Source organism: Candidatus Pelagibacter sp. uisw_138 (assembly GCF_059512485.2).
This window is the reverse complement of record NZ_CM183453.2, coordinates 937,213-959,082: the sequence shown is the minus strand read 5'-3', so window position 1 is coordinate 959,082 and position 21,870 is coordinate 937,213. Positions and strand designations below refer to the sequence as shown.

The 21,870-nt window shown below is 30.2% G+C and carries 21 protein-coding genes; 11 read left to right on the top strand and 10 right to left on the bottom strand.

Annotated elements, in window-relative coordinates; all coding sequences use genetic code 11:
- Positions 1 to 40: 40 nt before the first annotated feature.
- The gene (locus tag AC5YGC_RS05185) at positions 41 to 2,263 is read left to right on the top strand and encodes a 3-hydroxyacyl-CoA dehydrogenase NAD-binding domain-containing protein (RefSeq protein WP_496139181.1); all 2,223 of its coding nucleotides are present in this window, start codon (positions 41 to 43) and stop codon (positions 2,261 to 2,263) included.
- Here AC5YGC_RS05185 and AC5YGC_RS05180 read toward each other — a convergent pair.
- The 3 genes from AC5YGC_RS05180 to AC5YGC_RS05170 form a co-directional block, all read right to left on the bottom strand.
- Complete coding sequence (locus AC5YGC_RS05180) at positions 2,260 to 3,468, bottom strand: primosomal protein (protein WP_496139180.1); 1,209 nt, start codon at positions 3,466 to 3,468, stop codon at positions 2,260 to 2,262. The two genes, AC5YGC_RS05185 and AC5YGC_RS05180, sit on opposite strands and share 4 nt — an antisense overlap.
- Before the next feature lie 81 nt (positions 3,469 to 3,549).
- Positions 3,550 to 4,194 carry a peptidylprolyl isomerase gene (locus tag AC5YGC_RS05175; protein WP_496139179.1) on the bottom strand — a complete coding sequence of 215 codons (645 nt, stop codon included), beginning with the start codon at positions 4,192 to 4,194 and terminating at the stop codon, positions 3,550 to 3,552.
- Entirely contained in the window at positions 4,194 to 4,931 is a 738-nt protein-coding gene (locus AC5YGC_RS05170; RefSeq protein WP_496139178.1) for a putative zinc-binding metallopeptidase, read from the bottom strand. The genes AC5YGC_RS05175 and AC5YGC_RS05170 overlap by 1 nt, the downstream gene beginning before the upstream one ends.
- 57 nt (positions 4,932 to 4,988) lie before the next feature.
- On the opposite strand from AC5YGC_RS05170, the gene speB reads away from it, so the two are divergent.
- Together speB and AC5YGC_RS05160 are read left to right on the top strand one after the other, a co-directional pair.
- A complete protein-coding gene (speB, locus tag AC5YGC_RS05165) occupies positions 4,989 to 5,948 on the top strand; it encodes an agmatinase (protein ID WP_415285968.1) in 960 nt (319 codons plus the stop codon).
- A gap of 20 nt (positions 5,949 to 5,968) precedes the next feature.
- On the top strand, positions 5,969 to 7,405 hold the full coding sequence (locus tag AC5YGC_RS05160) for an aldehyde dehydrogenase family protein (RefSeq protein ID WP_496139177.1): 1,437 nt from the start codon (positions 5,969 to 5,971) through the stop codon (positions 7,403 to 7,405).
- Here the strand turns inward: AC5YGC_RS05160 and argE are convergent.
- A complete protein-coding gene (argE, locus tag AC5YGC_RS05155; RefSeq protein WP_496139176.1) occupies positions 7,402 to 8,592 on the bottom strand; it encodes an acetylornithine deacetylase in 1,191 nt (396 codons plus the stop codon). The genes AC5YGC_RS05160 and argE overlap by 4 nt on opposite strands.
- Positions 8,593 to 8,619: 27 nt before the next feature.
- Between argE and AC5YGC_RS05150 the strand changes: the two genes are divergently transcribed.
- Genes AC5YGC_RS05150 through AC5YGC_RS05115 form a run of 8 tightly spaced genes read left to right on the top strand, consistent with a single transcriptional unit; the run spans position 8,620 to position 16,065 of the window.
- Positions 8,620 to 8,961, top strand: a complete 342-nt coding sequence (locus AC5YGC_RS05150; protein WP_496139175.1) for a tRNA-binding protein — start codon at positions 8,620 to 8,622, stop codon at positions 8,959 to 8,961.
- Between the two features lie 2 nt (positions 8,962 to 8,963).
- Positions 8,964 to 9,554 carry a LysE family transporter gene (locus AC5YGC_RS05145; RefSeq protein WP_496139174.1) on the top strand — a complete coding sequence of 197 codons (591 nt, stop codon included), beginning with the start codon at positions 8,964 to 8,966 and terminating at the stop codon, positions 9,552 to 9,554.
- Position 9,555: 1 nt separating this feature from the next.
- Positions 9,556 to 12,225 carry an aconitate hydratase AcnA gene (acnA, locus tag AC5YGC_RS05140; protein ID WP_496139173.1) on the top strand — a complete coding sequence of 890 codons (2,670 nt, stop codon included), beginning with the start codon at positions 9,556 to 9,558 and terminating at the stop codon, positions 12,223 to 12,225.
- Between the two features lie 2 nt (positions 12,226 to 12,227).
- A complete protein-coding gene (locus AC5YGC_RS05135) occupies positions 12,228 to 12,872 on the top strand; it encodes a hypothetical protein (RefSeq protein ID WP_496139172.1) in 645 nt (214 codons plus the stop codon).
- Positions 12,865 to 14,163, top strand: a complete 1,299-nt coding sequence (locus AC5YGC_RS05130) for an outer membrane protein assembly factor BamB family protein (RefSeq protein ID WP_496139171.1) — start codon at positions 12,865 to 12,867, stop codon at positions 14,161 to 14,163. The genes AC5YGC_RS05135 and AC5YGC_RS05130 overlap by 8 nt, the downstream gene beginning before the upstream one ends.
- Positions 14,164 to 14,165: 2 nt before the next feature.
- Positions 14,166 to 14,594 carry a hypothetical protein gene (locus AC5YGC_RS05125; protein ID WP_496139170.1) on the top strand — a complete coding sequence of 143 codons (429 nt, stop codon included), beginning with the start codon at positions 14,166 to 14,168 and terminating at the stop codon, positions 14,592 to 14,594.
- Positions 14,591 to 15,649 (top strand): cell division protein ZapE, encoded by a 1,059-nt coding sequence (gene zapE / locus AC5YGC_RS05120; RefSeq protein ID WP_496139169.1) that lies wholly within the window; start codon positions 14,591 to 14,593, stop codon positions 15,647 to 15,649. The genes AC5YGC_RS05125 and zapE overlap by 4 nt, the downstream gene beginning before the upstream one ends.
- Positions 15,646 to 16,065, top strand: a complete 420-nt coding sequence (locus tag AC5YGC_RS05115) for a secondary thiamine-phosphate synthase enzyme YjbQ (protein WP_496139168.1) — start codon at positions 15,646 to 15,648, stop codon at positions 16,063 to 16,065. The genes zapE and AC5YGC_RS05115 overlap by 4 nt, the downstream gene beginning before the upstream one ends.
- Here the strand turns inward: AC5YGC_RS05115 and AC5YGC_RS05110 are convergent.
- Genes AC5YGC_RS05110 through AC5YGC_RS05085 form a run of 6 tightly spaced genes read right to left on the bottom strand, consistent with a single transcriptional unit; the run spans position 16,062 to position 21,812 of the window.
- A complete protein-coding gene (locus AC5YGC_RS05110; RefSeq protein ID WP_502313999.1) occupies positions 16,062 to 17,483 on the bottom strand; it encodes a cryptochrome/photolyase family protein in 1,422 nt (473 codons plus the stop codon). The two genes, AC5YGC_RS05115 and AC5YGC_RS05110, sit on opposite strands and share 4 nt — an antisense overlap.
- Before the next feature lie 6 nt (positions 17,484 to 17,489).
- Positions 17,490 to 18,632 (bottom strand): diaminopropionate ammonia-lyase, encoded by a 1,143-nt coding sequence (locus AC5YGC_RS05105; RefSeq protein WP_496139165.1) that lies wholly within the window; start codon positions 18,630 to 18,632, stop codon positions 17,490 to 17,492.
- A gap of 5 nt (positions 18,633 to 18,637) precedes the next feature.
- Positions 18,638 to 19,963, bottom strand: coding sequence for a type III glutamate--ammonia ligase (gene glnT, locus AC5YGC_RS05100; protein ID WP_496139164.1), 1,326 nt, complete (start codon positions 19,961 to 19,963; stop codon positions 18,638 to 18,640).
- Complete coding sequence (locus AC5YGC_RS05095) at positions 19,963 to 20,115, bottom strand: hypothetical protein (protein WP_496139163.1); 153 nt, start codon at positions 20,113 to 20,115, stop codon at positions 19,963 to 19,965. The genes glnT and AC5YGC_RS05095 overlap by 1 nt, the downstream gene beginning before the upstream one ends.
- Before the next feature lie 60 nt (positions 20,116 to 20,175).
- Positions 20,176 to 20,400: a hypothetical protein gene (locus tag AC5YGC_RS05090; protein WP_415277903.1), complete on the bottom strand. Its 225-nt coding sequence runs from the start codon at positions 20,398 to 20,400 to the stop codon at positions 20,176 to 20,178.
- An 11-nt stretch (positions 20,401 to 20,411) separates the two neighbouring features.
- Positions 20,412 to 21,812: an ammonium transporter gene (locus AC5YGC_RS05085; RefSeq protein ID WP_496139162.1), complete on the bottom strand. Its 1,401-nt coding sequence runs from the start codon at positions 21,810 to 21,812 to the stop codon at positions 20,412 to 20,414.
- Between the last annotated feature and the right edge of the window lie 58 nt (positions 21,813 to 21,870).

Sequence of the window (21,870 nt, the reverse complement as noted above, 5' to 3'; positions counted from 1 at the left end):
ATTTTTTTTATTATAAATAGTTCTTCAATTTTTAAATCTTATGGAAATTAAAAAAGTAGTAGTTATTGGGTCAGGTACTATGGGTAGCGGTATTGCTGCACATTTATGTAATGCAAATATTCCAGTAACTTTATTAGATTTAAAAACTGAAATAAGTGAGCAAGCACGAGACAAAATTCACAAATCAAGACCTCCACTTTTATTAGATAAATCAAAAATAAATAACATAAAAGTAGGAAATATTTTAGATAATTTTGATGAAGTAAAAGAAGCTGACTGGGTAGTCGAAGCTGTTGTTGAAAGAATAGATATCAAACATAATATTTATGAAAAAATATTTAAGGAAAGAAAAAAAGGTGCAATAGTATCCTCAAACACTTCATCTATACCTATTAAAGTCTTATCTGAACATTTATCAGAAGAAGAAAAAAAAGATTTCTGCATTACCCACTTTTTTAATCCAGTTAGATACATGGGATTATTAGAGATAGTTAAAAATGAAAATAATGATTTAGATAAAATAAACTCTTTAAAAAATTTTTGTGAAACAGAACTTGGAAAAGGTGCGATTATTTGTAATGACACTCCAGGTTTTTTAGGAAATAGAATAGGTGTTTTTGCAATGCAAGTTGCAATGACGGAGGCTTTTAAAATGAAACTAACGATAGAAGAAGCTGATGCAATTTTTGGAAGACCAATGGGTATACCAAAAACAGGTGTGTTTGGTCTTTATGATTTAATTGGTATTGATTTAATGGCCGATGTTTTAAAAAGTTTTATTAAAGAATTACCAGAAAATGATCCTTTTCAAACAGTTGCAAAAGAAATTCCTTTAGTAAAGACGTTAATTGAAACTGGGTACACAGGTCGAAAAGGCAAGGGTGGGTTTTACAGGGTTAATAAAACTGGTGAAGTTAAAGTTATGGAAGCAATTAATCTTGAAACTGGTGAATATTCAGCAAGTAAAAAGATTAATATTAAATCAGATAAAGTAGATCTTAGAAAATTGATCTCAAAAGAAGATAAGTACGGTGAGTATGCTTGGTCAGTTATTTCTAAGATTATTAAATATGCCTCTTCTTTAGTTCCGTCAATTACAAAAGATTTTAATGATATTGATGAAGCAATGAGGTTGGGTTTTAACTGGACTAAAGGTCCGTTTGAAATGTTGGAAGAAATTGGAGTTGAAACTTTTTTTGATAAGATTGATGACATTAAAGGAAATATTTTTTTAGAAAATTTATCTCAAAACAGAAATCAAAATTTTTATGGATCTAGACAAAAATATACTGACATTGAAACATTTGGAAAAGCTAAAAAGAAAGCAATAAGTGTGGATGGAAATAGCTCAGCTCAAATATATAGATTTAATGATTATAATATTGTTGAGTTTACCACTAAAGCAAATGCTCTAGATTATGACTCAATGGATGCTTTAAAAAAAGCTACAGATAAACCGTTGATTATAATAAATGAAAGTATGCAATTTTCTGCTGGAGTAAACTTGAGTTATATGATGGATTTTGCAAATAAGAATGATTTTCAATCCATAGAAAAATTTATTAGATATTTTCAAGAAACCTGCAAACATCTTAAGTACTCTAATCATCCGGTTGTATCTGCACCATCAGGGTTAACACTTGGTGGCGGATTTGAAGTTATGGTTCAAAGTAATTTTGTAGCCGCACATACAAATATTGTAGTTGGATTAGTGGAAACGATAGTTGGATTAATTCCAGCTGGTGGGGGATGTAAGGAAATGTTGGCAAGATGGCTTGATACCGATGAGGCTAAAAAAGATCCTCATTACGCACCTCTTAAAGTGTTTGATATTATTGGTTATGGAAAAACTGCAACTTCACCAGTTGAAGCAGAGCCATTGAAATATTTAAAACCTGAAGATAAAAAGATAATGAATAGAAATAGTTTACTAGAAGTTTCAAAAAAAATATTAGATGACAATAAAGAATTTAAAGCTCCATTAGAAACAGAATTTAACCTACCAGGAAAAGAAGTTTTTATAGAAATGAATAAAATTGTAGAAAAACTTTATAATGAAAAAATAATTCGTGATCATGGTGTGACGGTTGCAAAAGAATTGGCCCATGTTTTGAGTGGTGGAGACACAACTATTGATAAAATTTTATCGGAAGATGATTTATTTAAATTAGAATTAGACGCATTTATGAGATTAGTCGAAACAAAAGAAACACGAGATAGAATTAAACACACACTAGCAACAGGAAAACCTTTAATTAACTAATATCTTTCGTCTTCTTCTTTCTTTACCTCATTTTCTGATATTTCTTCTTTCTTTTCTTCTATTACTGCTTCTTTTTTAAATTCTATTATCTTTTCACTTTCTGCTTTTTCTCTAATTAATTGGTCATTAAACTTTTTAATCAATTCTTCTTCTTTTACTATTTGCTCCTTATCAAATTTTCTTTCCCATTCTTTTATTCTCTCTTCTTCATCTTTGACTCTTTTCTCTTCAAGAATTCTGGCTTGAATTATTTTTTGTTCCCTTAGATTTTCTAATTTTATCTCTTCTTCTTTTAATTGTAATTCTTCCTCAGCCTTTCTTTGATTGAGATCATTTAGTCTCAATTCCTTAAGTTCTTCTATTTCTAATTGTTCTTTTAGTCTAAGATTTTTTTCTTTTTCTCTTAACTCATCAGCTTCTTTTAATATTTTTATTTCTTTTTCTCTTAATCTTTCAACCTCAATCTTTTTGATATTTTGTTCAATTTCTTCCAGTTTTTGTTTTTGATAATTTAATTTATGTTCCTCTTCATTTAATCTTTGCTCATCTTTTTTTTGTTTATCAATCTCAATATTTTTTAATCTTTCTTCCTCATCTTTTATTTTTTGTTTAGCTTCACGGGCATTCTGTCTCTCAAGAGCCATTATTTTATCATTTTCAATTTTAGCTTTTTGTTGCTCTTGCCTTATTCTTTGCTTTTCAAAAAATTCTAATCTTAGTTTTTCTTCTTTTAATTTTAAATCATCTTGTCTTATTTTTTCCTCTTCTTCATCTCTTAGTTTTTGCTCTTCAGCTTTAATCCTTTGAGCCTCAAGTTTAATTTTTTTTCTTTCAATTTGCTGTTGTTGTTTTATAATTTTTAATTTTAGTTTTTCTTGGTTCTCTATTTTTTGTTTTTCTTCTTTTATTAGATTTAATTCATTTTGTTTAATTAATCTTATTTCTTCATTTTTTTGTTTTTCCTGTTCTAACTTTTCTTTTTTTAATTCCTTAATTTTTTCTTCTTCTAATAATTTGATTCTATGAAGTTCTTTTTGTTTAGCTCTTTCTTTGAAGTTCTTATATTTTTCCGCTAGCGATGATGATGCGAACTTTGTTAATTTTTCTATATTAATTTTTTTTAAGATTTTTAATGGTTGTCCAATTAATTTTTTTCTACTTAAATTAATTTTTTTCCTAATTGTATTTTTTAGGACATTTTTCACAATCTCACTTCATCAAATTTTAACTAATAATAATAGTAATAGACTGACTAAAATGGGTTCAACTTGAAATTTTACGCCTTATTAATTAAGCATTTTAAACGAATTAATGAAGTCTGGTCTCAATATATACTCCGAGCGTCTTCCATGTTTGATTTTTTTTAGGACTTCTAGTCCAAAAAGGACCTTACCAACAGGGGTATACTCACCTTCAAATAATGGTTCATCTTGTAGGATTATAAAAAACTGACTGTCTTCAGTATCGTTCTTAAATGTTCGAGCTAATCCGACACTACCTTTGGTATAATTAAAATTATTATCGATTTCTGATTTAATCGTTCCTAAACCAGATTTTCCAGTACCAATTTTCCCATAATCTAAATTTCCTTTTTTTCCAAACTCTAGGTCACCAGCCTGAATAAGTTTATTTTCAATCACTCTATGAAAAGCAATATTTTCATAAGCATTAGATCTAATTAAAGCAATAAATCTTTGAACAGCATTAGGTGAAATATTTGGGTAAAGTTCTATAATTACATTTCCACAAGCTACATTTAAAATTGCAATATTATTTGGTTTTTTAAAATCAATATTCTTTGGATCAATATTTTTGACAAATAAACATTTATTTTTGACTATAAAATATGTACAGAAAGTTGTGATACTTAATAAAATTAAAAAAACAAAAATAAATTTTTCTGATTTAGAAGCTCTAATTTTTTTTATCATTAAAATGTAAAAGAATTATCTATTTCTTTTATTCTATTTTCAATATATGAAATTTTATTATTTAAAATAGGGTCTGATTTACGAATTTGGTTAATTTCCTTTTCCTTTAAAAAGATCATATGTGAATAAACTTCTGCCATATCTTCTGAAGCTGTTGACTTAGAATATTCTGTGAAAAAACCTTTTGTTTCTTGGTATTGCTCTAAGCTTATTTTTTTTGTGCATGTGGAACATTCAGCATATTTAAAGTTAGAATTATTAAATTTAATCCACTCTTCTTCTTTAAAAATACTTTTATGTTGAAGATGTATTATATGAAAAACCTCATGATGAATTACTCTTTCAAAGTAATTTTCATTAAATTTAATATCTAGTATTAATGTTTTCATTATATTATCTGGAATGCCAGCTGTATATAATTCTGAGATAGATAAATTTTCACACATAACAATATATTTGAGATTAATTTTTTTTAAATAATCATAGGAATATCTACTAAGATTTTTATGGATAATTTTATATTTTGCATCTAAATTTTTTTTATTTGAATCTGAACAAACAACATTTTTTTGAGTACCTAACCTAAAAGGTCTGACAGCATAAAAATATTTAAGCTTATTTTTAGTATTTATTTCATAAATCTCTAAGTTGGGTATTTTGATGAGATTATAAATAGTATTGGCTTTTAGTGGGGTAATAAAAATAATTAATAGTAAAATAGCTCTTATTAAGTTCATAATTATAAAGATAGAAGATATTCCATTATCAAAGAATGTGGTACATTTTATTTATAAATGAAAAAAGAAAGAAATAAAAACCCAATTCAACCTGTTAGTGGAACTAAAGTCCCAAGATTTGCTGGACCATCTACTTTTGCAAGATTACCAGAATTAAGAGATGTTGAAAGTTGTGATGTAGCAATTGTTGGAATTCCATTTGATGCTGGCACTAGTTACAGACCAGGAGCTAGATTTGGCCCCATGAGTATTAGACAAGCTTCAAGACATTTAAGAACTAATTATCATCCAAGTTATGATGTTGAACCTTTTAAGGTGCAACAAGTTGCAGATGCTGGAGATATAACCTGTAATCCTTTTAGTATTGATGAATCGATAAAACAGATTGAAGCTGGAGCAACAGACTTATTAAATAAAGTTGGTGGTATAATTAGTTTAGGTGGTGACCATACAATTGCTGTACCATTATTAAGAGCAATTAATAAAAAATGTAATGGCCCAGTTGCTTTAGTGCATTTTGATGCGCATTTAGATACTTGGGATACATATTTTGGTGCTCCTTATACACATGGAACTCCTTTTAGAAGAGCAAGAGAAGAGGGTTTATTTTTAGATGATGCTTCAATGCATGTTGGTATTAGAGGTCCTCTTTACAGTAGAGATGACATTAAAAATGATGAAGAATTTGGTTTTAAAATTATTCACTGTGATGAGTTTCAAACACAAGGCACAGATAAAATTGCCGAAAGAATTAGAAAAAGAGTTGGTAACAATCCACTTTATTTGTCTATTGATATAGATGTTTTAGATCCAGCTTTTGCCCCAGGTACAGGTACGCCTGAAATTGCTGGTATGACCACAAGAGAGATGGTCAATGTTCTAAGAGGTTTGTCTGGTTTAAATCTTGTTTCTGCTGATGTGGTTGAAGTCTCCCCAGCATATGATCATGCTGAAGTTACTTCATTAGCTGCAGCAACAATTGTTTATGAATTAACAAATTTATTTGCAAAATCATAAAGAAAGGATAGTTTCTGCAAATGCTAGATAAGAAAAATTTTTATATCAATGGTGAATGGGTTTCTCCAAAAAAACCATATGATTTTAACGTAACAGATCCGTCAACCGAAGAGGACTGTGCGGTTATATCTTTAGGTGGAGTAGAAGATGTAAATGATGCAGTAAGTGCTGCTACTAAAGCTTTTGAAACATGGGCATTTTCTTCTAAAGAAGAGAGATTAAAATATTTAGAAGCTTTGTATGATGTTTATAAAAAAAGATGGGCTGATATGGCTAATGCTATAACTCTTGAAATGGGAGCGCCAATTGACTTTTCAACTCAACTACAAGCTGGAACTGGAGCTAGTCATATAAAATCTTATATAAAAGTTTTAAAAGAATATACATTTGAGGCAAAATTAGGAGAACATGCTCTTAATAACAATATTTTACATGAGCCAAAAGGAGTTTGTGCATTAATTACTCCATGGAATTGGCCGATGAATCAAACTTGTTTAAAAGTAATACCAGCTATAGCTGCGGGTTGTACAATGGTACTTAAGCCATCTGAAATAGCTCCATTATCATCGATGATTTTAGCAGAAATGATTGACGAAATTAAATTACCAAAAGGTGTTTTCAATTTAGTAAATGGAAATGGTGCGGTTACTGGAAATGCATTAACAAGTCACCCTGATGTAAACATGGTTTCATTTACAGGTTCAACTAGAGCAGGTGCTTTAATCTCTCAAAATGCAGCAAGTGATTTTAAAAGAGTTAGCCTTGAACTTGGTGGAAAAGGAGCAAACATTATATTCAAAGATGCAGATGCAGAAGCTGTTGAAAGAGGTGCTCTTAGATGTTTTAGAAATTCTGGACAATCTTGTAATGCTCCAACAAGAATGTTGGTTGAAAAATCAATTTATGATGAGACAGTTGAAAGAGTAAAGAATTTTGCTAACTCAATGAAGGTTGATGTTGCAACAAAAGAAGGTGATCATATTGGACCTGTTGTTTCAAAAGCTCAATTTGATAAAATCCAAGCGTTAATTCAAGTTGGTATAGACGAAGGTGCCAAATTAGTTGCTGGTGGAATGGGCAAACCAGAAGGGTTAGACAAAGGTTATTTTGTTAAACCTACTGCATTTGCAGATGTTAATAACAAAATGCAAATTGCAAGAACAGAAATATTTGGACCAGTTTTATCAATTATACCTTTTGAAACAGAGGAAGAAGCAATCGAAATTGCAAACGATACTCCTTATGGATTATTAAATTTTATTCAAACTCAAGATCAAGAAAAAGCTAATCGTGTTGCTAGAAAATTAAGATCAGGAATGGTTGATATTAATGGTGCCGGTTTAGCTCCAGACGCTCCTTTTGGTGGATACAAACATTCAGGTATTGGCCGTGAAGCTGGAAAATTGGGTCTAGAAGAATATTTGGAAGTTAAAGTAGTAAGTGGCTGGAACGACTAATTTACAATAGAGTTATCTTTAATTCCCTCAAGTAGATTTAAACATTTTTTTAGTTCATCAAGAATTATGAATTCATCAATTTTATGTGCTTGATCAATTGAACCTGGGCCACAGACCACTGTACTAATCCCAATTTCTTGAAATAAGCCCGCTTCAGTTCCAAATGAAACAACTTGTCTAGAATTATCACCTGTCAAACTTGAAATTAATTCACAAGCATCTGACTTATCTTCTCTATCAAACCCAACTATCTCACCAATAATATCTTTTTCAATTGAGGCATTAGGAAAAACTTTTTTCATTTCAGGTAATAACACTTCATTTGCATACTTATCAATTTCTTGATTTAAAAATACACCATCTTCTTTAACAACTGGTCGTGTTTCCCAATTAACATGACATTTGTCTGCTATTACATTGTGAGCAATGCCACCAAACACACCACCAATAGAAAGGGTAGAGTGAGGCGGGTCAAAAATAGAGTTTTTAGGTGCTCTACTTTTAAGTTTCTCTCTAAGTTCAATTAATTTATTTACATATCGTGATGCATATTCAACAGCGCTTACGCCTTTATGAGGTGCCGAACTATGCCCCGCTAAACCTTTAAAATAAGTTGTGTATTCATAACATCCCTTATGAGCATCAATAATTTTCATATTAGTTGGTTCACCAATAATGCAAATACCATCCTTAATACCTCTTTTTTTTAATTCCTCTATTAGTATAGGCGCACCTTGACATGCCGTTTCTTCATCGAATGTAAATGAAAAATGAATGTCTCTATCTAAATTTGATTTAGAATAAACAGGTGCATAAGCTAAAGCACAAGCAATAAAACCTTTCATGTCACATGAACCTCTCCCATATAATTTATCATCTTTAATAGTTGCAATAAAAGGATCAGAACTCCAACCCTTTGACACAGGAACAACATCAGTGTGGCCTGATAAAATAATTGGCTTCTTATTATTTGAATTTTTAGCTTTTAGTGTAGCAAATAAATTTACTCTTTTTTTTTCATCATCATAAGTTCTAAAAGAAGTAGCACTTAACTTTTTTAAGATATCATCACAATAATCAATTAATGAGCTATTATCTTCTCCTGAAATAGTTTTAAAAGCTATCAAGTCAGTTAAAATTTGAACTGAATTATCATACAATAGCTCTGAATTATTTTCTGTACTCATATTTACCAACTATTATATATTAAATATATGAAAGAACAAATTACCTATGATGACTTTGATAAAATAGATATTAGAGTTGGAACTGTAATATCGGTTAAAAAAAATGAAAAAGCTAGAAAACCATCACTAGTAATTGAAGTGGATTTTGGAAAAGATATAGGTGTTAAGCAATCATCTGCGCAAATTACCCATTATTACAACGAAGAAAATTTAAAAGACAAACAAGTTGTGGGTATTTGTAATTTTCCTGAGAAAAATATTGCTGGTGTAGTTTCACAAGTTCTTATTTTAGGTTCGATTGATAAAGAAGGTAAAGTTATATTAGTTCACCCTTCTCAAGAATCTGAAAACGGATTACCTATTGCATAAAAATGCATCCTGAAATTTTGTCACTTTCTTTGTTTATGTTTGTAACCAGTTGTTCGCCTGGACCAAATAATATTGTTGCTTCACACTCAGGTTTTAACCATGGAATAAAAAAAACTATACCACTTATGTTAGGGGTCATTTTTGGATTCACTACAATGATTGCTATTGTGAATTTTGGATTAATAAATATATTTAAGCTTTATCCAATAATTCAAAAAACATTAATATTCACAGGAACTGTATTTTTAATTTATTTAGCTTACAGGATATCATTTTCTAAAACTAGCACTCAAGAAAAGAGTCTCAACCCTGTAAGTTTTGCTGAAACTTTTATTTATCAATTTTTAAATCCAAAAGGAGTAATCGTTGCAATAATATCTGTATCGACTTATGTTGAGGTAGGAAATAATTTTTTAAACTATTCTTTATGGGTAATTGGTGTTGCTTTCGTTTTTGCAATAATTAGTATCATCTTTTGGGTGCTTATAGGTAAATTTATGAGGAAATTTGCGACAAATGATAAATTTATTAAGTTGTTTAATTATGCTATGTCACTGCTTCTATTAAGCTGTATTACAACTTTTTATTTATAATATGAAACCAGGAAATAAAAATTCATATAACTCATTAAAATCTATCAGTATAAATGATACTGAGTACAAATATTATTCCTTATCAGAAGCAGAAAAAAATGGTTTAGATGGAATTTCAAAACTTCCAAAATCTCTTAAAGTTTTATTAGAAAATTTATTAAGATACGAAGATGATCTATCAGTTACTAAAAATCAAATAGAAGCAATTAAAGAATGGTTGAAGACAAAAAAATCATCTACTGAAATAGCTTATAGACCAGCTAGAGTTTTGTTACAGGATTACACAGGAATACCAGCAGTTGCTGATCTTGCAGCTATGAGAGAAGCGGTTAAAGAGAAAAATAAAGATCCAAATACTATCAATCCACTTTCTGCAGTTGATCTGGTTATTGATCATTCAGTTCAAGTAGATAAATCAGCAAATAAAGACTCATTTGAAAAAAATGTTGATATTGAATTTAAAAGAAATGGTGAGAGATATTCATTTCTAAAATGGGGTCAACAAGCATTTAATAACTTTAGAATTGTTCCTCCTGGAACAGGAATTTGTCACCAGGTTAATTTAGAATATTTATCAAAAGTAGTCTGGTCTGAAAAATTTCAAGATGAGGAGTATTTATTTCCTGATACGTTAGTTGGGACTGATAGTCATACTACCATGGTTAATGGCTTATCTGTTCTTGGATGGGGTGTTGGTGGAATAGAAGCTGAAGCTGGAATGTTAGGACAGCCAATTTCTATGTTAATTCCTGAAGTAATTGGATTTGAAGTTAAAAATAAAATGCCAGAAGGCACTACTGCAACAGATTTAGTTTTAACAGTTGTAAAAATGTTAAGAGATAAAGGAGTTGTTGGAAAATTTGTTGAATTTTATGGAGAAGGTTTAAAGAATTTAACTCTTGCTGATAGAGCAACAATTGCGAATATGGCACCAGAGTATGGCGCAACATGTGGTTTCTTCCCAATTGATGAAGAGACATTAAAATATTTAAAATTCTCAGGAAGAGATGAGAATACAGTTAATATAGTTGAGAAATATGCAAAAGAGCAAGGTTTATGGGCTAATGATCAAGTTGAATTTACAGACACTTTATCACTAGACATGTCTACAGTTGTTCCAACTATTTCAGGTCCTAAGAGACCTCAGGACAAAGTTTTATTAACAGATGCATCTACTGGATTTAAAAAAGTTTTTGAGGATGCAACTAGAAGAAAAGAACAACATATTTCAAAAGTATCAGGAACAGATTATGAAATTAAAGATGGTTCAATATTAATTGCAGCTATCACCTCATGTACTAATACCTCTAATCCCAATGTATTAATTGGAGCTGGGTTGTTAGCAAAAAAAGCAGTTGAATTTGGTTTAGAAACTAAACCTTGGGTAAAAACTTCGTTAGCGCCAGGCTCACAAGTGGTTACTGACTATTTAGCAAAAGCAGGACTAAATGTATTTTTAGACAAACTTGGGTTTAATCTGGTTGGATATGGTTGCACAACTTGTATAGGAAACTCAGGTCCCTTACAGGAAGAAATTGTTCAAGCCATAGACAAGGAAAACATCTACGCTGTATCAGTTTTATCAGGAAATAGAAATTTTGAAGGAAGAATATCTCCACATATAAAAGCTAATTATTTAGCTTCACCGCCACTTGTAGTAGCTTATGCACTTGCTGGTCATATGGAATTTGATTTATACAAGGAACCTTTAGGAAAAAGCAAAGATGGTAAGGATATATTTTTAAGAGATATTTGGCCATCAAATAAAGAAATTGAAGACACATTAAAAGAGTCTCTTAACGCAGAGATGTTTGTTAAAAGGTATTCAAATATTTCAGATGGCCCTAAGCAGTGGCAAGAAATTAAAACTGAAAATACAAGTATTTACAATTGGGATTCTGGCTCAACTTATGTAAAGAAACCACCATTCTTTGAAAATTTACCAGATCAACCAGAGGGATTTAAGCCCATTAAAGATGCAAGACCACTTTTAATTTTAGGAGACATGGTTACAACTGATCATATTTCTCCAGCAGGAAATATACAAAAAGAAAGCCCAACAGGTGAGTATTTTATGGAACATCAAATACTTCCAGCAGATTATAACTCCTATGGATCAAGAAGAGGCAATCATGAAGTAATGATGAGGGGAACTTTTGCAAATATTAGAATAAGAAATGAAATGGCGCCTGGAACAGAGGGTGGGTTTACAAAACTTTATCCAGAAGAAAAAGTGATGCCAGTTTATAATGCTGTAGAGGAATATAAAAAAAGAGGAACAGACCTTGCTGTTATAGGTGGAAAAGAATATGGAACAGGATCGTCAAGAGATTGGGCTGCCAAAGGAACAAAGTTATTAGGTGTAAAAGTTGTAATAGCAGAAAGCTTTGAAAGAATTCATAGATCTAATTTAATTGGAATGGGCGTTTTACCACTTCAATTTACTGAAGGAAACGATAGGGTAAACTTAAAATTAATTGGATCAGAGTTAATAACTGTTCTTCAAATAGAAGAGGGTATAAATGCATCAGATCATGTTCAGGTTGAAATAAAATATGCCTCTGGAGATATTAAAAAAATTAAAACTCTATGTAGAATAGACACTAAAAACGAATTAGAGTATTATAAAAATGGTGGAATACTTCAATATGTATTAAGGAATATGATATAAAAATGGACGAAGAAATTACAATCATCGATTCTAACACAAGAAATGAAAGAATAAGGAATTTTTTTATAAATAATAAAAAAAAACTTATAATAACTGTCTCAATAATATTAGTAATTATAATTGGGTATCTTTCATTTGAAAAATCTAAAGAAAGAACCAAAATTAAATTAGCAAATCAATATAACTTAGCTTTAATAGGTCTTAATTCAGATAATAAACAAAAAACAATTAACGAAATGGTCAACGTTGTAAAAAGTAATGATGCAACATATTCTCCACTAGCCTTATACCATTTGTTAGACAATAATTTATTGGAGAATAATGAAGAGATAAATACCCTATTTAATGAATTGATTGAAAAAACAAACCTTGAAAATGAAATCAAGAATTTAATTATATATAAAAAAGCATTGTTTAATTCAGACTTTGTAAGTGAAAATGAATTATTAAAAATACTTAATCCAGTGATTAATTCCGAAAGTATTTGGAAATCGCACGCATTATATTTACTGGCAGAATTTTTTTACTCAAAAGGTGAAAAACAAAAAGCTAAAGAGTTTTTTAACCAGATTTTAGTTTTACCTAATGCTAATGGGACAATTAAAACTGAGTCACAAAAGAGATTAAATAGAGATCTGGGTGAATAAAGTATTATTATCAGTCTTAATCTTTCTTATTTTAAATAACTGTTCAGCAAGTAAAAAAGTAGGTTTTTGGGATAAAGACAACAAAGACCCTTCTAAAATTGAAAATACTAAAACTATTTTAACTAAACAAGCAAGATTGGAAGAAGAGTTTAATTCAAATCTTTACGTTAAAATATCTAATGGAAAGTTTAATCAAAATAGCTTGAATAATCAAAATGACATGGGTGAGCTAGCTTATGAAGGTGTCTTAGAAAAAATTGGAAAATATAATTTCTCTAAATTTAATGATTTTGATTTCATAAATCCTAATCCTTTATTTTATAATAAAAATTTAGTTTTTTATGACAATAAGGGTGCAATAATTTTTTATGATGAAAACCAACAAATAGTATGGGAAAATAATTTTTACAATAAGAGTGAAAAGAAAATTAAACCAAGATTAAATTTTGCAGTAAAAAAAAATATATTAATCGTAACAGATGATGTGGCGAAATATTATGCGATTAATATTGATACAGGCGAACTATTATGGACAAAAACAAATATAGTTCCTTTCAACTCTAACATTAAAATTAAAGATGATGTTTTTTATGTGGTTGATTATAAAAATATTCTAAGATCAATATCAATACAAGATGGATCAGAAATATGGAATTTAAAGACTGAAGAGTCTTTAACAAAATCAAATACAAAGATATCCATTGTTCTTGATAAAAAGAATATCTATTTTAATAATTCTATTGGTGATGTCACAGCTGTAGACATAAAATCTGGCCAACTTGTTTGGCAGCTACCCACACAAAATAATAATATTAGTCAAAATGCATTTCAATTATCAAGCTCAGAATTGGTGATTAATGAAAATACAATATTCTTTTCTAATAATAAAAATGAATTTTACTCAATTGATACTGCAATAGGATTAATTAATTGGAAAACTGAAATTAGTTCAGACCTTAAACCTGTCATTATTGGTAACCTTGTAATAACTATATCTGAAAAAGGATATTTATATGTAGTTGATAAAAAATTAGGAAATATAATTAGAATTAATGATTTATTTAAAGATTATAAAGATAAAAAAAGAAAACAGATAAAACCAACAGGTTTTTTTATAGCTTTGAATAAAATATACTTAACTAATAGTGATGGAAAATTAATTATTGTAAATAGTAATGAAGGTAATATCTTGAATGTAGTAAAAATCTCAGGAGGCAAAATTTTACAGCCCTTTATAAATGAAAATAATCTTTTTTTAATAAGTAATGGTTCTATTATTAAATTTAATTAATAATGTTTCTTAAGTTACTTGATAAATTAGGAAGAAAAAAAATTGTTTTAGATCGAGGACCTTCTCACCCCAAATTTAACGAAGCCAAACCTTGGATGAATAGATATTATGTCTTATTAAGACATAGACCAAAATGGTTTCCATTTAATATTCTATTACATGAAATGTTAGCTGATGATCATGGGGAAGGTGTCCATAACCACACATTTCCATATATAACTATCATATTAAGGGAAGGTTATTGGGAAACATCAAGTTCTGGAAGATTTTGGCGATCAGTTGGATATATTGGTTTTAGGTCAGCAAATAATTTGCATAGAGTTGATCTTAAACCAGGAACAAAACCTCTTACACTGTTTATATCTGGACCCTTTGGATTAAGAAAAGGGCCTAGGTCAGAGTATGGTATAGATTTTAAAACAAAAAAATGAATTTAAATAAATTATTTCTAAATTATTGTAAAAAAAATAATTTAGAAATTAATCCTGATCAACAAGATCTAATAGAAGAGCTAAATTTATTTTACAATCAGAACTTCAGGAAATCACTTTTAAAAAAAATATTTACTAAGCAGAATTCTAAAACAGGATTTTATTTACAAGGTGATGTAGGTGTGGGTAAAACCATGATATCGAATTTTTTTTATAATAATTTTGATAAAACTAAACAAAGATTTCACTTTAATGAATTTATGATTAATTTTCATGATTTTGTTTTTAAAAATAAAGAAAATAACCAAGAAAATATTATAGATAGATTTGTTAAAAAACTAAAAAGTAAATCCAAGTTAATTTATTTTGATGAGTTTCAGGTTACCAACATTGTGGATGCTATGATTTTGGGCAGCTTATTCAAAAAAATATTTGATGAAAATATAAAAGTTTTATTTACATCAAATGCTAAATTAAATGATCTTTACAAAGATGGATTGCAACGAGATCAATTTCTTCCCTTTATTAAGATAATGAAAGAAAGATGTTTTCAAGCAAAGTTAATTATTGAAGAAGATTATAGAAAATCCTCGAAAAATAAAAATGAAAGATATTTTTTTCCATTAAATGAAACAATAAATTTTAAACTTAATAAGTTTTTTAGAAAAATAACAAAAAATCTTCCCCACAAAGAAATGACCTTAATTATTAAAGGTAGAAAGTTTAATATTAAGAATTATTTTAATGGAATAGCACGTTTTGACTTTAAAGAATTATGTTTTAAAAATATTGGAGCAGAGGATTATATAAAAATAGCTGAAGTGTGTAGTTTTATTGTTATAGAAAATATTCCTATCTTTAATATTGATAATTCTAATCAACAACAAAGATTTATTACACTAATTGATATTCTTTATGAAAAAAATATACCTTTAATGATATCATCTCAATTGCAATTAGATTTATTAAGTTCCTCAGAGGATTTAAAAAAAATATTTAAAAGAACTATTAGTCGATTATATGAATTAACATCTATCAAATATAACAAGCTATGAGACAAGAATTTTTTAATTTAGAATTAGATACAAATGGACAGAAGCTCTACGAATTTACCAACCAAACTAATCAATGGGTTAATGATAATGAGTTTAATAATGGAATTATCAATATAAGCATTCAACACACTAGTGCTTCATTAATAATACAAGAAAATGCTGACCCAGATGTTCAAACTGACTTAATGAATTTTTTTAATAAGCTCGTGCCAATGGATGATTCCCTTTATATCCATACAACTGAAGGAAAAGATGACATGCCTGCACACATTAAGTCCTCGTTAACCAATAATCAAATTTCTTTAAGTGTTAAAAACAATGAGTTAATACTTGGAACTTGGCAGGGGTTATATCTTTTTGAACACAGAATTGAGAAACAAAAAAGATTGATTGTTCTTCATTATTTAGGTGATTAGCTTTTCTTAATTGTTTTAAAAGCGTCTAATGCAGCATTTCTTGCCTCGGCGTGGTCTACAATTGGTTTTGGATAATCTGTACCTACAACTACTTTAATCTGCTCTTGGTATTTACTTTCTAGTTCCCATGGCTTATATAAAAATTTATTAGGCATGTTTTTAAGTTCTGGAACCCATTTCTTTGTATAAATTCCATCTTTGTCAAATTTTTCACCCTGAAGAATAGGGTTAAATATTCTAAAATAAGGAGCTGCATCAGCACCACAACCTGCAACCCATTGCCATTGGGCAACGTTACTAGCTTCATTATAATCAACCAAACAATTTTTAAAATGTTTTTCACCTTCGTTCCAATGAATTCTTAAATGTTTTACAAGAAATGAAGCAACAATCATTCGTACCCTATTGTGCATCCATCCTGTTTCGTACAGTTCCCTCATCCCAGCGTCAACAATGGGATATCCTGTCATACCTTTTTTCCAAGCTTTAAGAAACTTCTCATTTTTAACCCAAGGAAAATTATCAAAATCTTTTCTAAGATTGCCTTTCAGCATTTGGGGAAAGTAATTAATTAAACTATGAGAAAACTCTCTCCATCCTAATTCATTAATATACTTTCTATATCCCATTTTTTTAATTTTAATGTCTTGGCATTTCTTCCAAATTGTTTCTACATGTATTTGGCCAAATTTTAAGAAAGGAGATAACTTTGAGGTTCCATTAACACCTGGAATATCTCGTGCCTCTCCATACCCCTCAATTCTATTATTTATTAATTCTTGTAAATATTTTTTAGCTTCTTGTTCAGATGGTATCCAGTATTTCTCAAACTTCTTATACCAATCTTTTTTAGGTAAAATTTCTTTTATAGGAATTGATTTTTTAAATATATTTATTTTTTTTCCCTTTGATTTAACTTTTATAAGTTTAGAAGGTATTTTTGAGATGTAAAGTTGTTCAGTTTTTTTCCAAAAAGGAGTGAATACTTTATAAGGTGTACCATCATCTTTAGTCATTTCCTGAAACTCTACAAGAATATTTCCTTTAAAATATTTATATTGAATTTCATTTTTAATGAATTGATCTCTTATTTTTTTACCTTTATTAATTACATCAGGTTCATACACTTTACTCCAATAAACAGTAACATCATCTTTTTTTTTCAAATTTGACAATATCTCTAGTTCATCACCTAATTGAACTTCCAATGTAATATTTAACTTTTTTAGATCTAGTTCAAAATTTTCTAAAGCTTTAGAGACCCACCATTTTTGAGCTTCTCTTTTTTTATCAAAATTTTTTGGGTTATAAATATAAAGAGCACTTACAAACTCATGATTTTGAGATGCAATAGCTAAGGCTTCATTATCTTCAATTCTAAAATCTTCTCTTATCCAAACAATGGCTTTTTTTGTCATATTTACTTAGATTTTTTGCAATCCATCGCTTAGTATTTTTTGGTACATTGCATTATCAGTTAAACCCTCACAACCAAATAAAAGTACATTTGATTGTTCATTTAACTCTAACTTATCTAAGTATTCTTTATTGTTAAATGAGCCTATTAACGCAATTATACCTGGCACAGCACATTCACCAGCTATTATTTTTTCATCAGATAAATGTTTTTCTGCTAGTAGTGCAACAGTAGTTGAGATTGCTTCATCCGGTATGGTTAAGCAGTAGTCAGTAGAATTTTTTAAAATTTCCCAGGCAATACTTGAAACATCTCCACAAGACATTCCACCCATTATTGTTTCTTTTTTTATATCAACAGTTGTAGGTTTATTATTCTTAATGCTTTGAAATACACAATCTGCATTTTCTGGCTCAACAGTAATAAACTTTGGGATATTTTTAGATAATTTTGCAAAGCCAGCAATCATTGCCGCTGCCATTCCTCCAACACCTGCTTGAAGAAATACGTGTGTTATCAAATTTGAGTTTATTTCATCTAAAATTTCTTTAACCATTATTGTGTACCCAGCCATAATCAATTTTGGTACTTCTTTGTAACCCTCCCAAGACACATCTTGTACAATTTCCCAATTATTTGCATTAGATTGTTTGATGCATTCCTTTAATGAATTGTCGTAATTCCCTTTAACTCTAATAACCTCAGCATCCAGATTGCGCATGGCTTCAGCTCTAGACTCGCTAACAAATTCACTTATAAATATTTTACATTTTAAACCTAATCTTTGAGCACCCCATGCAACTGATCTTCCATGATTTCCTGCTGTAGCTGTCGAAACTGTTATGTTCTTTTTTTCACTTGCAATTTTGTAAACAGCAAAAGCTCCACCTAATGCCTTAAATGATTTAAGTTCAAATCTTTTATCTTCATCCTTGTAGTAAATATTTTTGACTTTTAGTTCATCATTTAATTTGTTTAATTTAATTAGTGGAGTAGGAGCGTAGTTATCCCAACTAGATATGGCCAATATTGCTTCATCTATAAATTTTTCTGGTAATTGAGTGAGTATATTTTCTTTATTAAAGTTATACTCTTTATTTTCTAAAAAAGATGTAATGGACCAAAGGTCTTTCTGAAGGATTGATTTCATTTTTATTAACAATCAAGAGTGCTATTTTTTTCCCAGTGAGTTACTGAGCTTTTCTTATCAAATTTTTCTTCTTTATTAAAATCTTTAATTTCTATATTTTTTAATTTTATGTAACTTGTTATAACATCATCTCCAAATGCTTCCTTAAGTTCTTTGCTATTTTGAAGAAAATTTAAAGCATCCTCAATTTCATTGGGTAATTTTTTTAAATTTGGGTAATTTTTGTAATCAGTGTACATATTACAATTTAATGCTTCACCAGGGTTAATCTTATTATTTAAACCGTGAAGTCCTGCAGCAATAATACCAGCTTGAAGTAAGTAGGGGTTAGATGAACCGTCCATCAATCTTAACTCAAATCGACCTGCATCTGGCACTCTAATCATATGTGTTCTGTTATTTCCTGTATAAGAAATACTACTTGGTGACCATGTTGCACCAGATTTTGTTGGTGGTGCATTTATTCTCCTATAGCTATTAACTGTTGGGTTAAAAAATGCAGAAAGTGGTTGGGCTAAATTCATTACACCCCCTAAGAAATTATAAGCAAGTTTACTTATGCCAAGTTTATCACTGGTATCTAAAAATTTATTCTTGTCATTATTCCAAAGAGAAACATGAGCATGACAACCATTCCCAGTTAAATTACTAAAAGGTTTTGGCATAAATGTTGCTCTAAGCCCATGTTTTTCTGCTAAAGATTTTACCATATATTTAAAGAAGACATGTCTATCTGCTGTAATTAAACAATCATCATAATCCCAATTCATTTCAAACTGTCCATTAGCATCCTCATGATCATTTTGATATGGATGCCACCCCATTTGAATCATAGCATCACAAATTTCTTTAATTAAATCATACCTTCGCATTAATGCTGATTGATCATAACAAGGTTTTGATTGAGTATCTCGTAGATCTGCAATACTTGAACCATCTTGGGAAATCAAAAAATATTCACACTCTACCCCAGATTTCATTTGTAATTCTTTTTTATTCAATTTAGCTATTTGCTCTTTAAGCATAACCCTTGGGGATGCTTTTACAGGTTTCCCACCCATCCATAAATCTGATGCAAGCCAACCAACTTCTTTATTCCAAGGTAATTGAATTAAACTATCTGGATCTGGAATAGCAAACATGTCTGTATCGGCAGGTGACATATCTAGCCATGTTGCAAAGCCAGCAAAGCCTGCACCATTTTTTTGCATTTCTCCAATTGCTTCAGTTGGGACTAATTTTGATCTCAAAATACCAAATAAATCTACAAAGCTAATTAAAAAGTATTTAATCTTTTTTACTTTAGCAATTTTAGATAAATTTTTTGCCATTATCTTAAAAAATAAAAAATAGCTTCCTTGTAATAAATTAAATTTCCACCAATAATAATTATTATAGCTGCAATAACCCCATACTTTGCTTTTGGAAAAACTACACCAATCATTTTGCTTGGTCTTTGATCCTCGTTATTATTTTCAGTCATATTGAATTTCTATATAAAAAAGGGCACCACAATTATGTAGTGCCCAAAGTTTATTTTTTATTACCAGTCGGTAATATTGCTTTTATGATCATTAGCACCATGTCTTTTTCTAGCCAATCTTGAGAGTTTTTCACTCTCAGATCTAGCAGTCAAAACATGCCAGCCAATCCAAAAAACTACACCAAGAATAACCAGTAAAGTTTCAGTGGATCCAGCTCCCGGATAAACTGCTCCGACAACTTCTTTTGCACTTAAATGATCTATCCAGTTTGTAACTGTAGCCATATTTTTCTCCTTTACCTAGTTGAAGAGGCGACCGCTTTTTCAGCTTCTCTATCGTCCTCCATTATTTCATAGTCTAGTCCTGCTATTTCAACTTCACGCGGTATCCTTAATTTACCAAAAGCGCTTAGTATTCTAGCAATAACGTAGCCTGGTAGCATTCCAAGAACTCCGAACATTATAATTGCTCCAAGGAATTGTCCCAGTGGATTGATTGATGCATAAGTTGATCCGTCCCACATAGCTCCAACATTATATCCAGATGCTGGGTAACCATTTAAAACAAATCCACAAATTATAAGACCAACAACACCTGCATAACCATGTACTGCTACTGCACCAACTGCATCATCAATTTTGAACTTACGTTCAACCCAGTAATGCATTTTGTATGCTATAATAACACCGATCGCACCAATAAGCATTGCTTGTATTGGGTGATACAAATCATTACCTGCAGATGCACAGATGATCCCAGCTAGTCCACTTGAGTAAGTCCAGAATGGATCACCTTTAGCGACCACGTATCCAGCCAATAATCCACCTGATAATGACATCAGAAAGTTATAGGTTATTCCGCTCAGTGTGGTTGGGGTTACATATATATTTGTTGCTGTCCAGTACGTTACACCTTCCATTCCATACTCAGGTCCAAGATCAAATATCGGTATATTACATGCCGCATAAAATCCCCAGAAACCAGTATAGATTAAAAATAATCCAACTGTAACTAGCCACGGGTTTCTTGGTCCTATATTTCTTGGTTCACCACTTGATGAGAACTTTCCAATTCTAGGTCCTAAAACGATTAGAACACCTAAAGCAAACCCACCCGCAATTGCGTGAATCACTCCTGATGCGTAAGCGTCATGATATCCTAAAATTTTAAGCATCCATCCATCAAAGTGCCATCCCCAAGCAGCATCAATTACCCAGAAGCACGAACCAATTGCAATTGCTAAAATACCAAATGCAAAAGTTGTAATTCTTTCAATGATTGCTCCAGAAACAATTGAAGCAGCTGTCCATGAAAATAGTAAGAATGCAGCCCAGAATACTCCACTTATACGGTCACCTAAATTAACTGCCATAAATTCAGTATTTGCTACATACCATTTCGCACTAAAAGTACTTTCGTCAGTAATTAATGCTGAACTCTCATTCATTATTGATGGAGCTATCCCCGGTCCTGTTGGGAATGCCCAGTAAATCCACCAACCAAAGAAAAACCAGGTTACCGTTACTAGCGGTATTACCATGGTATTTTTCATTAAAGTGTGTTGGTGATGTTTATAACGCGAGGCTCCAACTTCATACATACAAAACCCGACGTGAATCAGGAACATTAATACTACTGTTACCCAGTAGTAAAATTCTGTAAATATTACTGTAAGAGCACCTAATTGATCATCCATAATCTTTCTCTCCTTGTTAATTTAGGAAAGCTTATGAGATTTTAATAGGTGTGACAAA

Coding starts and splice junctions, on each gene's coding strand:
- AC5YGC_RS05185 (WP_496139181.1), top strand. CDS start 41: ATGGAAATTAAAAAAGTAGTAGTTATTGGGTCAGGTACTATGGGTAGC.
- AC5YGC_RS05175 (WP_496139179.1), bottom strand. CDS start 4,194: ATGATAAAAAAAATTAGAGCTTCTAAATCAGAAAAATTTATTTTTGTT.
- AC5YGC_RS05170 (WP_496139178.1), bottom strand. CDS start 4,931: ATGAACTTAATAAGAGCTATTTTACTATTAATTATTTTTATTACCCCA.
- speB (WP_415285968.1), top strand. CDS start 4,989: ATGAAAAAAGAAAGAAATAAAAACCCAATTCAACCTGTTAGTGGAACT.
- AC5YGC_RS05160 (WP_496139177.1), top strand. CDS start 5,969: ATGCTAGATAAGAAAAATTTTTATATCAATGGTGAATGGGTTTCTCCA.
- argE (WP_496139176.1), bottom strand. CDS start 8,592: ATGAGTACAGAAAATAATTCAGAGCTATTGTATGATAATTCAGTTCAA.
- AC5YGC_RS05150 (WP_496139175.1), top strand. CDS start 8,620: ATGAAAGAACAAATTACCTATGATGACTTTGATAAAATAGATATTAGA.
- AC5YGC_RS05145 (WP_496139174.1), top strand. CDS start 8,964: ATGCATCCTGAAATTTTGTCACTTTCTTTGTTTATGTTTGTAACCAGT.
- acnA (WP_496139173.1), top strand. CDS start 9,556: ATGAAACCAGGAAATAAAAATTCATATAACTCATTAAAATCTATCAGT.
- AC5YGC_RS05135 (WP_496139172.1), top strand. CDS start 12,228: ATGGACGAAGAAATTACAATCATCGATTCTAACACAAGAAATGAAAGA.
- AC5YGC_RS05125 (WP_496139170.1), top strand. CDS start 14,166: ATGTTTCTTAAGTTACTTGATAAATTAGGAAGAAAAAAAATTGTTTTA.
- zapE (WP_496139169.1), top strand. CDS start 14,591: ATGAATTTAAATAAATTATTTCTAAATTATTGTAAAAAAAATAATTTA.
- AC5YGC_RS05115 (WP_496139168.1), top strand. CDS start 15,646: ATGAGACAAGAATTTTTTAATTTAGAATTAGATACAAATGGACAGAAG.
- AC5YGC_RS05110 (WP_502313999.1), bottom strand. CDS start 17,483: ATGACAAAAAAAGCCATTGTTTGGATAAGAGAAGATTTTAGAATTGAA.
- AC5YGC_RS05105 (WP_496139165.1), bottom strand. CDS start 18,632: ATGAAATCAATCCTTCAGAAAGACCTTTGGTCCATTACATCTTTTTTA.
- glnT (WP_496139164.1), bottom strand. CDS start 19,963: ATGGCAAAAAATTTATCTAAAATTGCTAAAGTAAAAAAGATTAAATAC.
- AC5YGC_RS05095 (WP_496139163.1), bottom strand. CDS start 20,115: ATGACTGAAAATAATAACGAGGATCAAAGACCAAGCAAAATGATTGGT.
- AC5YGC_RS05090 (WP_415277903.1), bottom strand. CDS start 20,400: ATGGCTACAGTTACAAACTGGATAGATCATTTAAGTGCAAAAGAAGTT.
- AC5YGC_RS05085 (WP_496139162.1), bottom strand. CDS start 21,812: ATGGATGATCAATTAGGTGCTCTTACAGTAATATTTACAGAATTTTAC.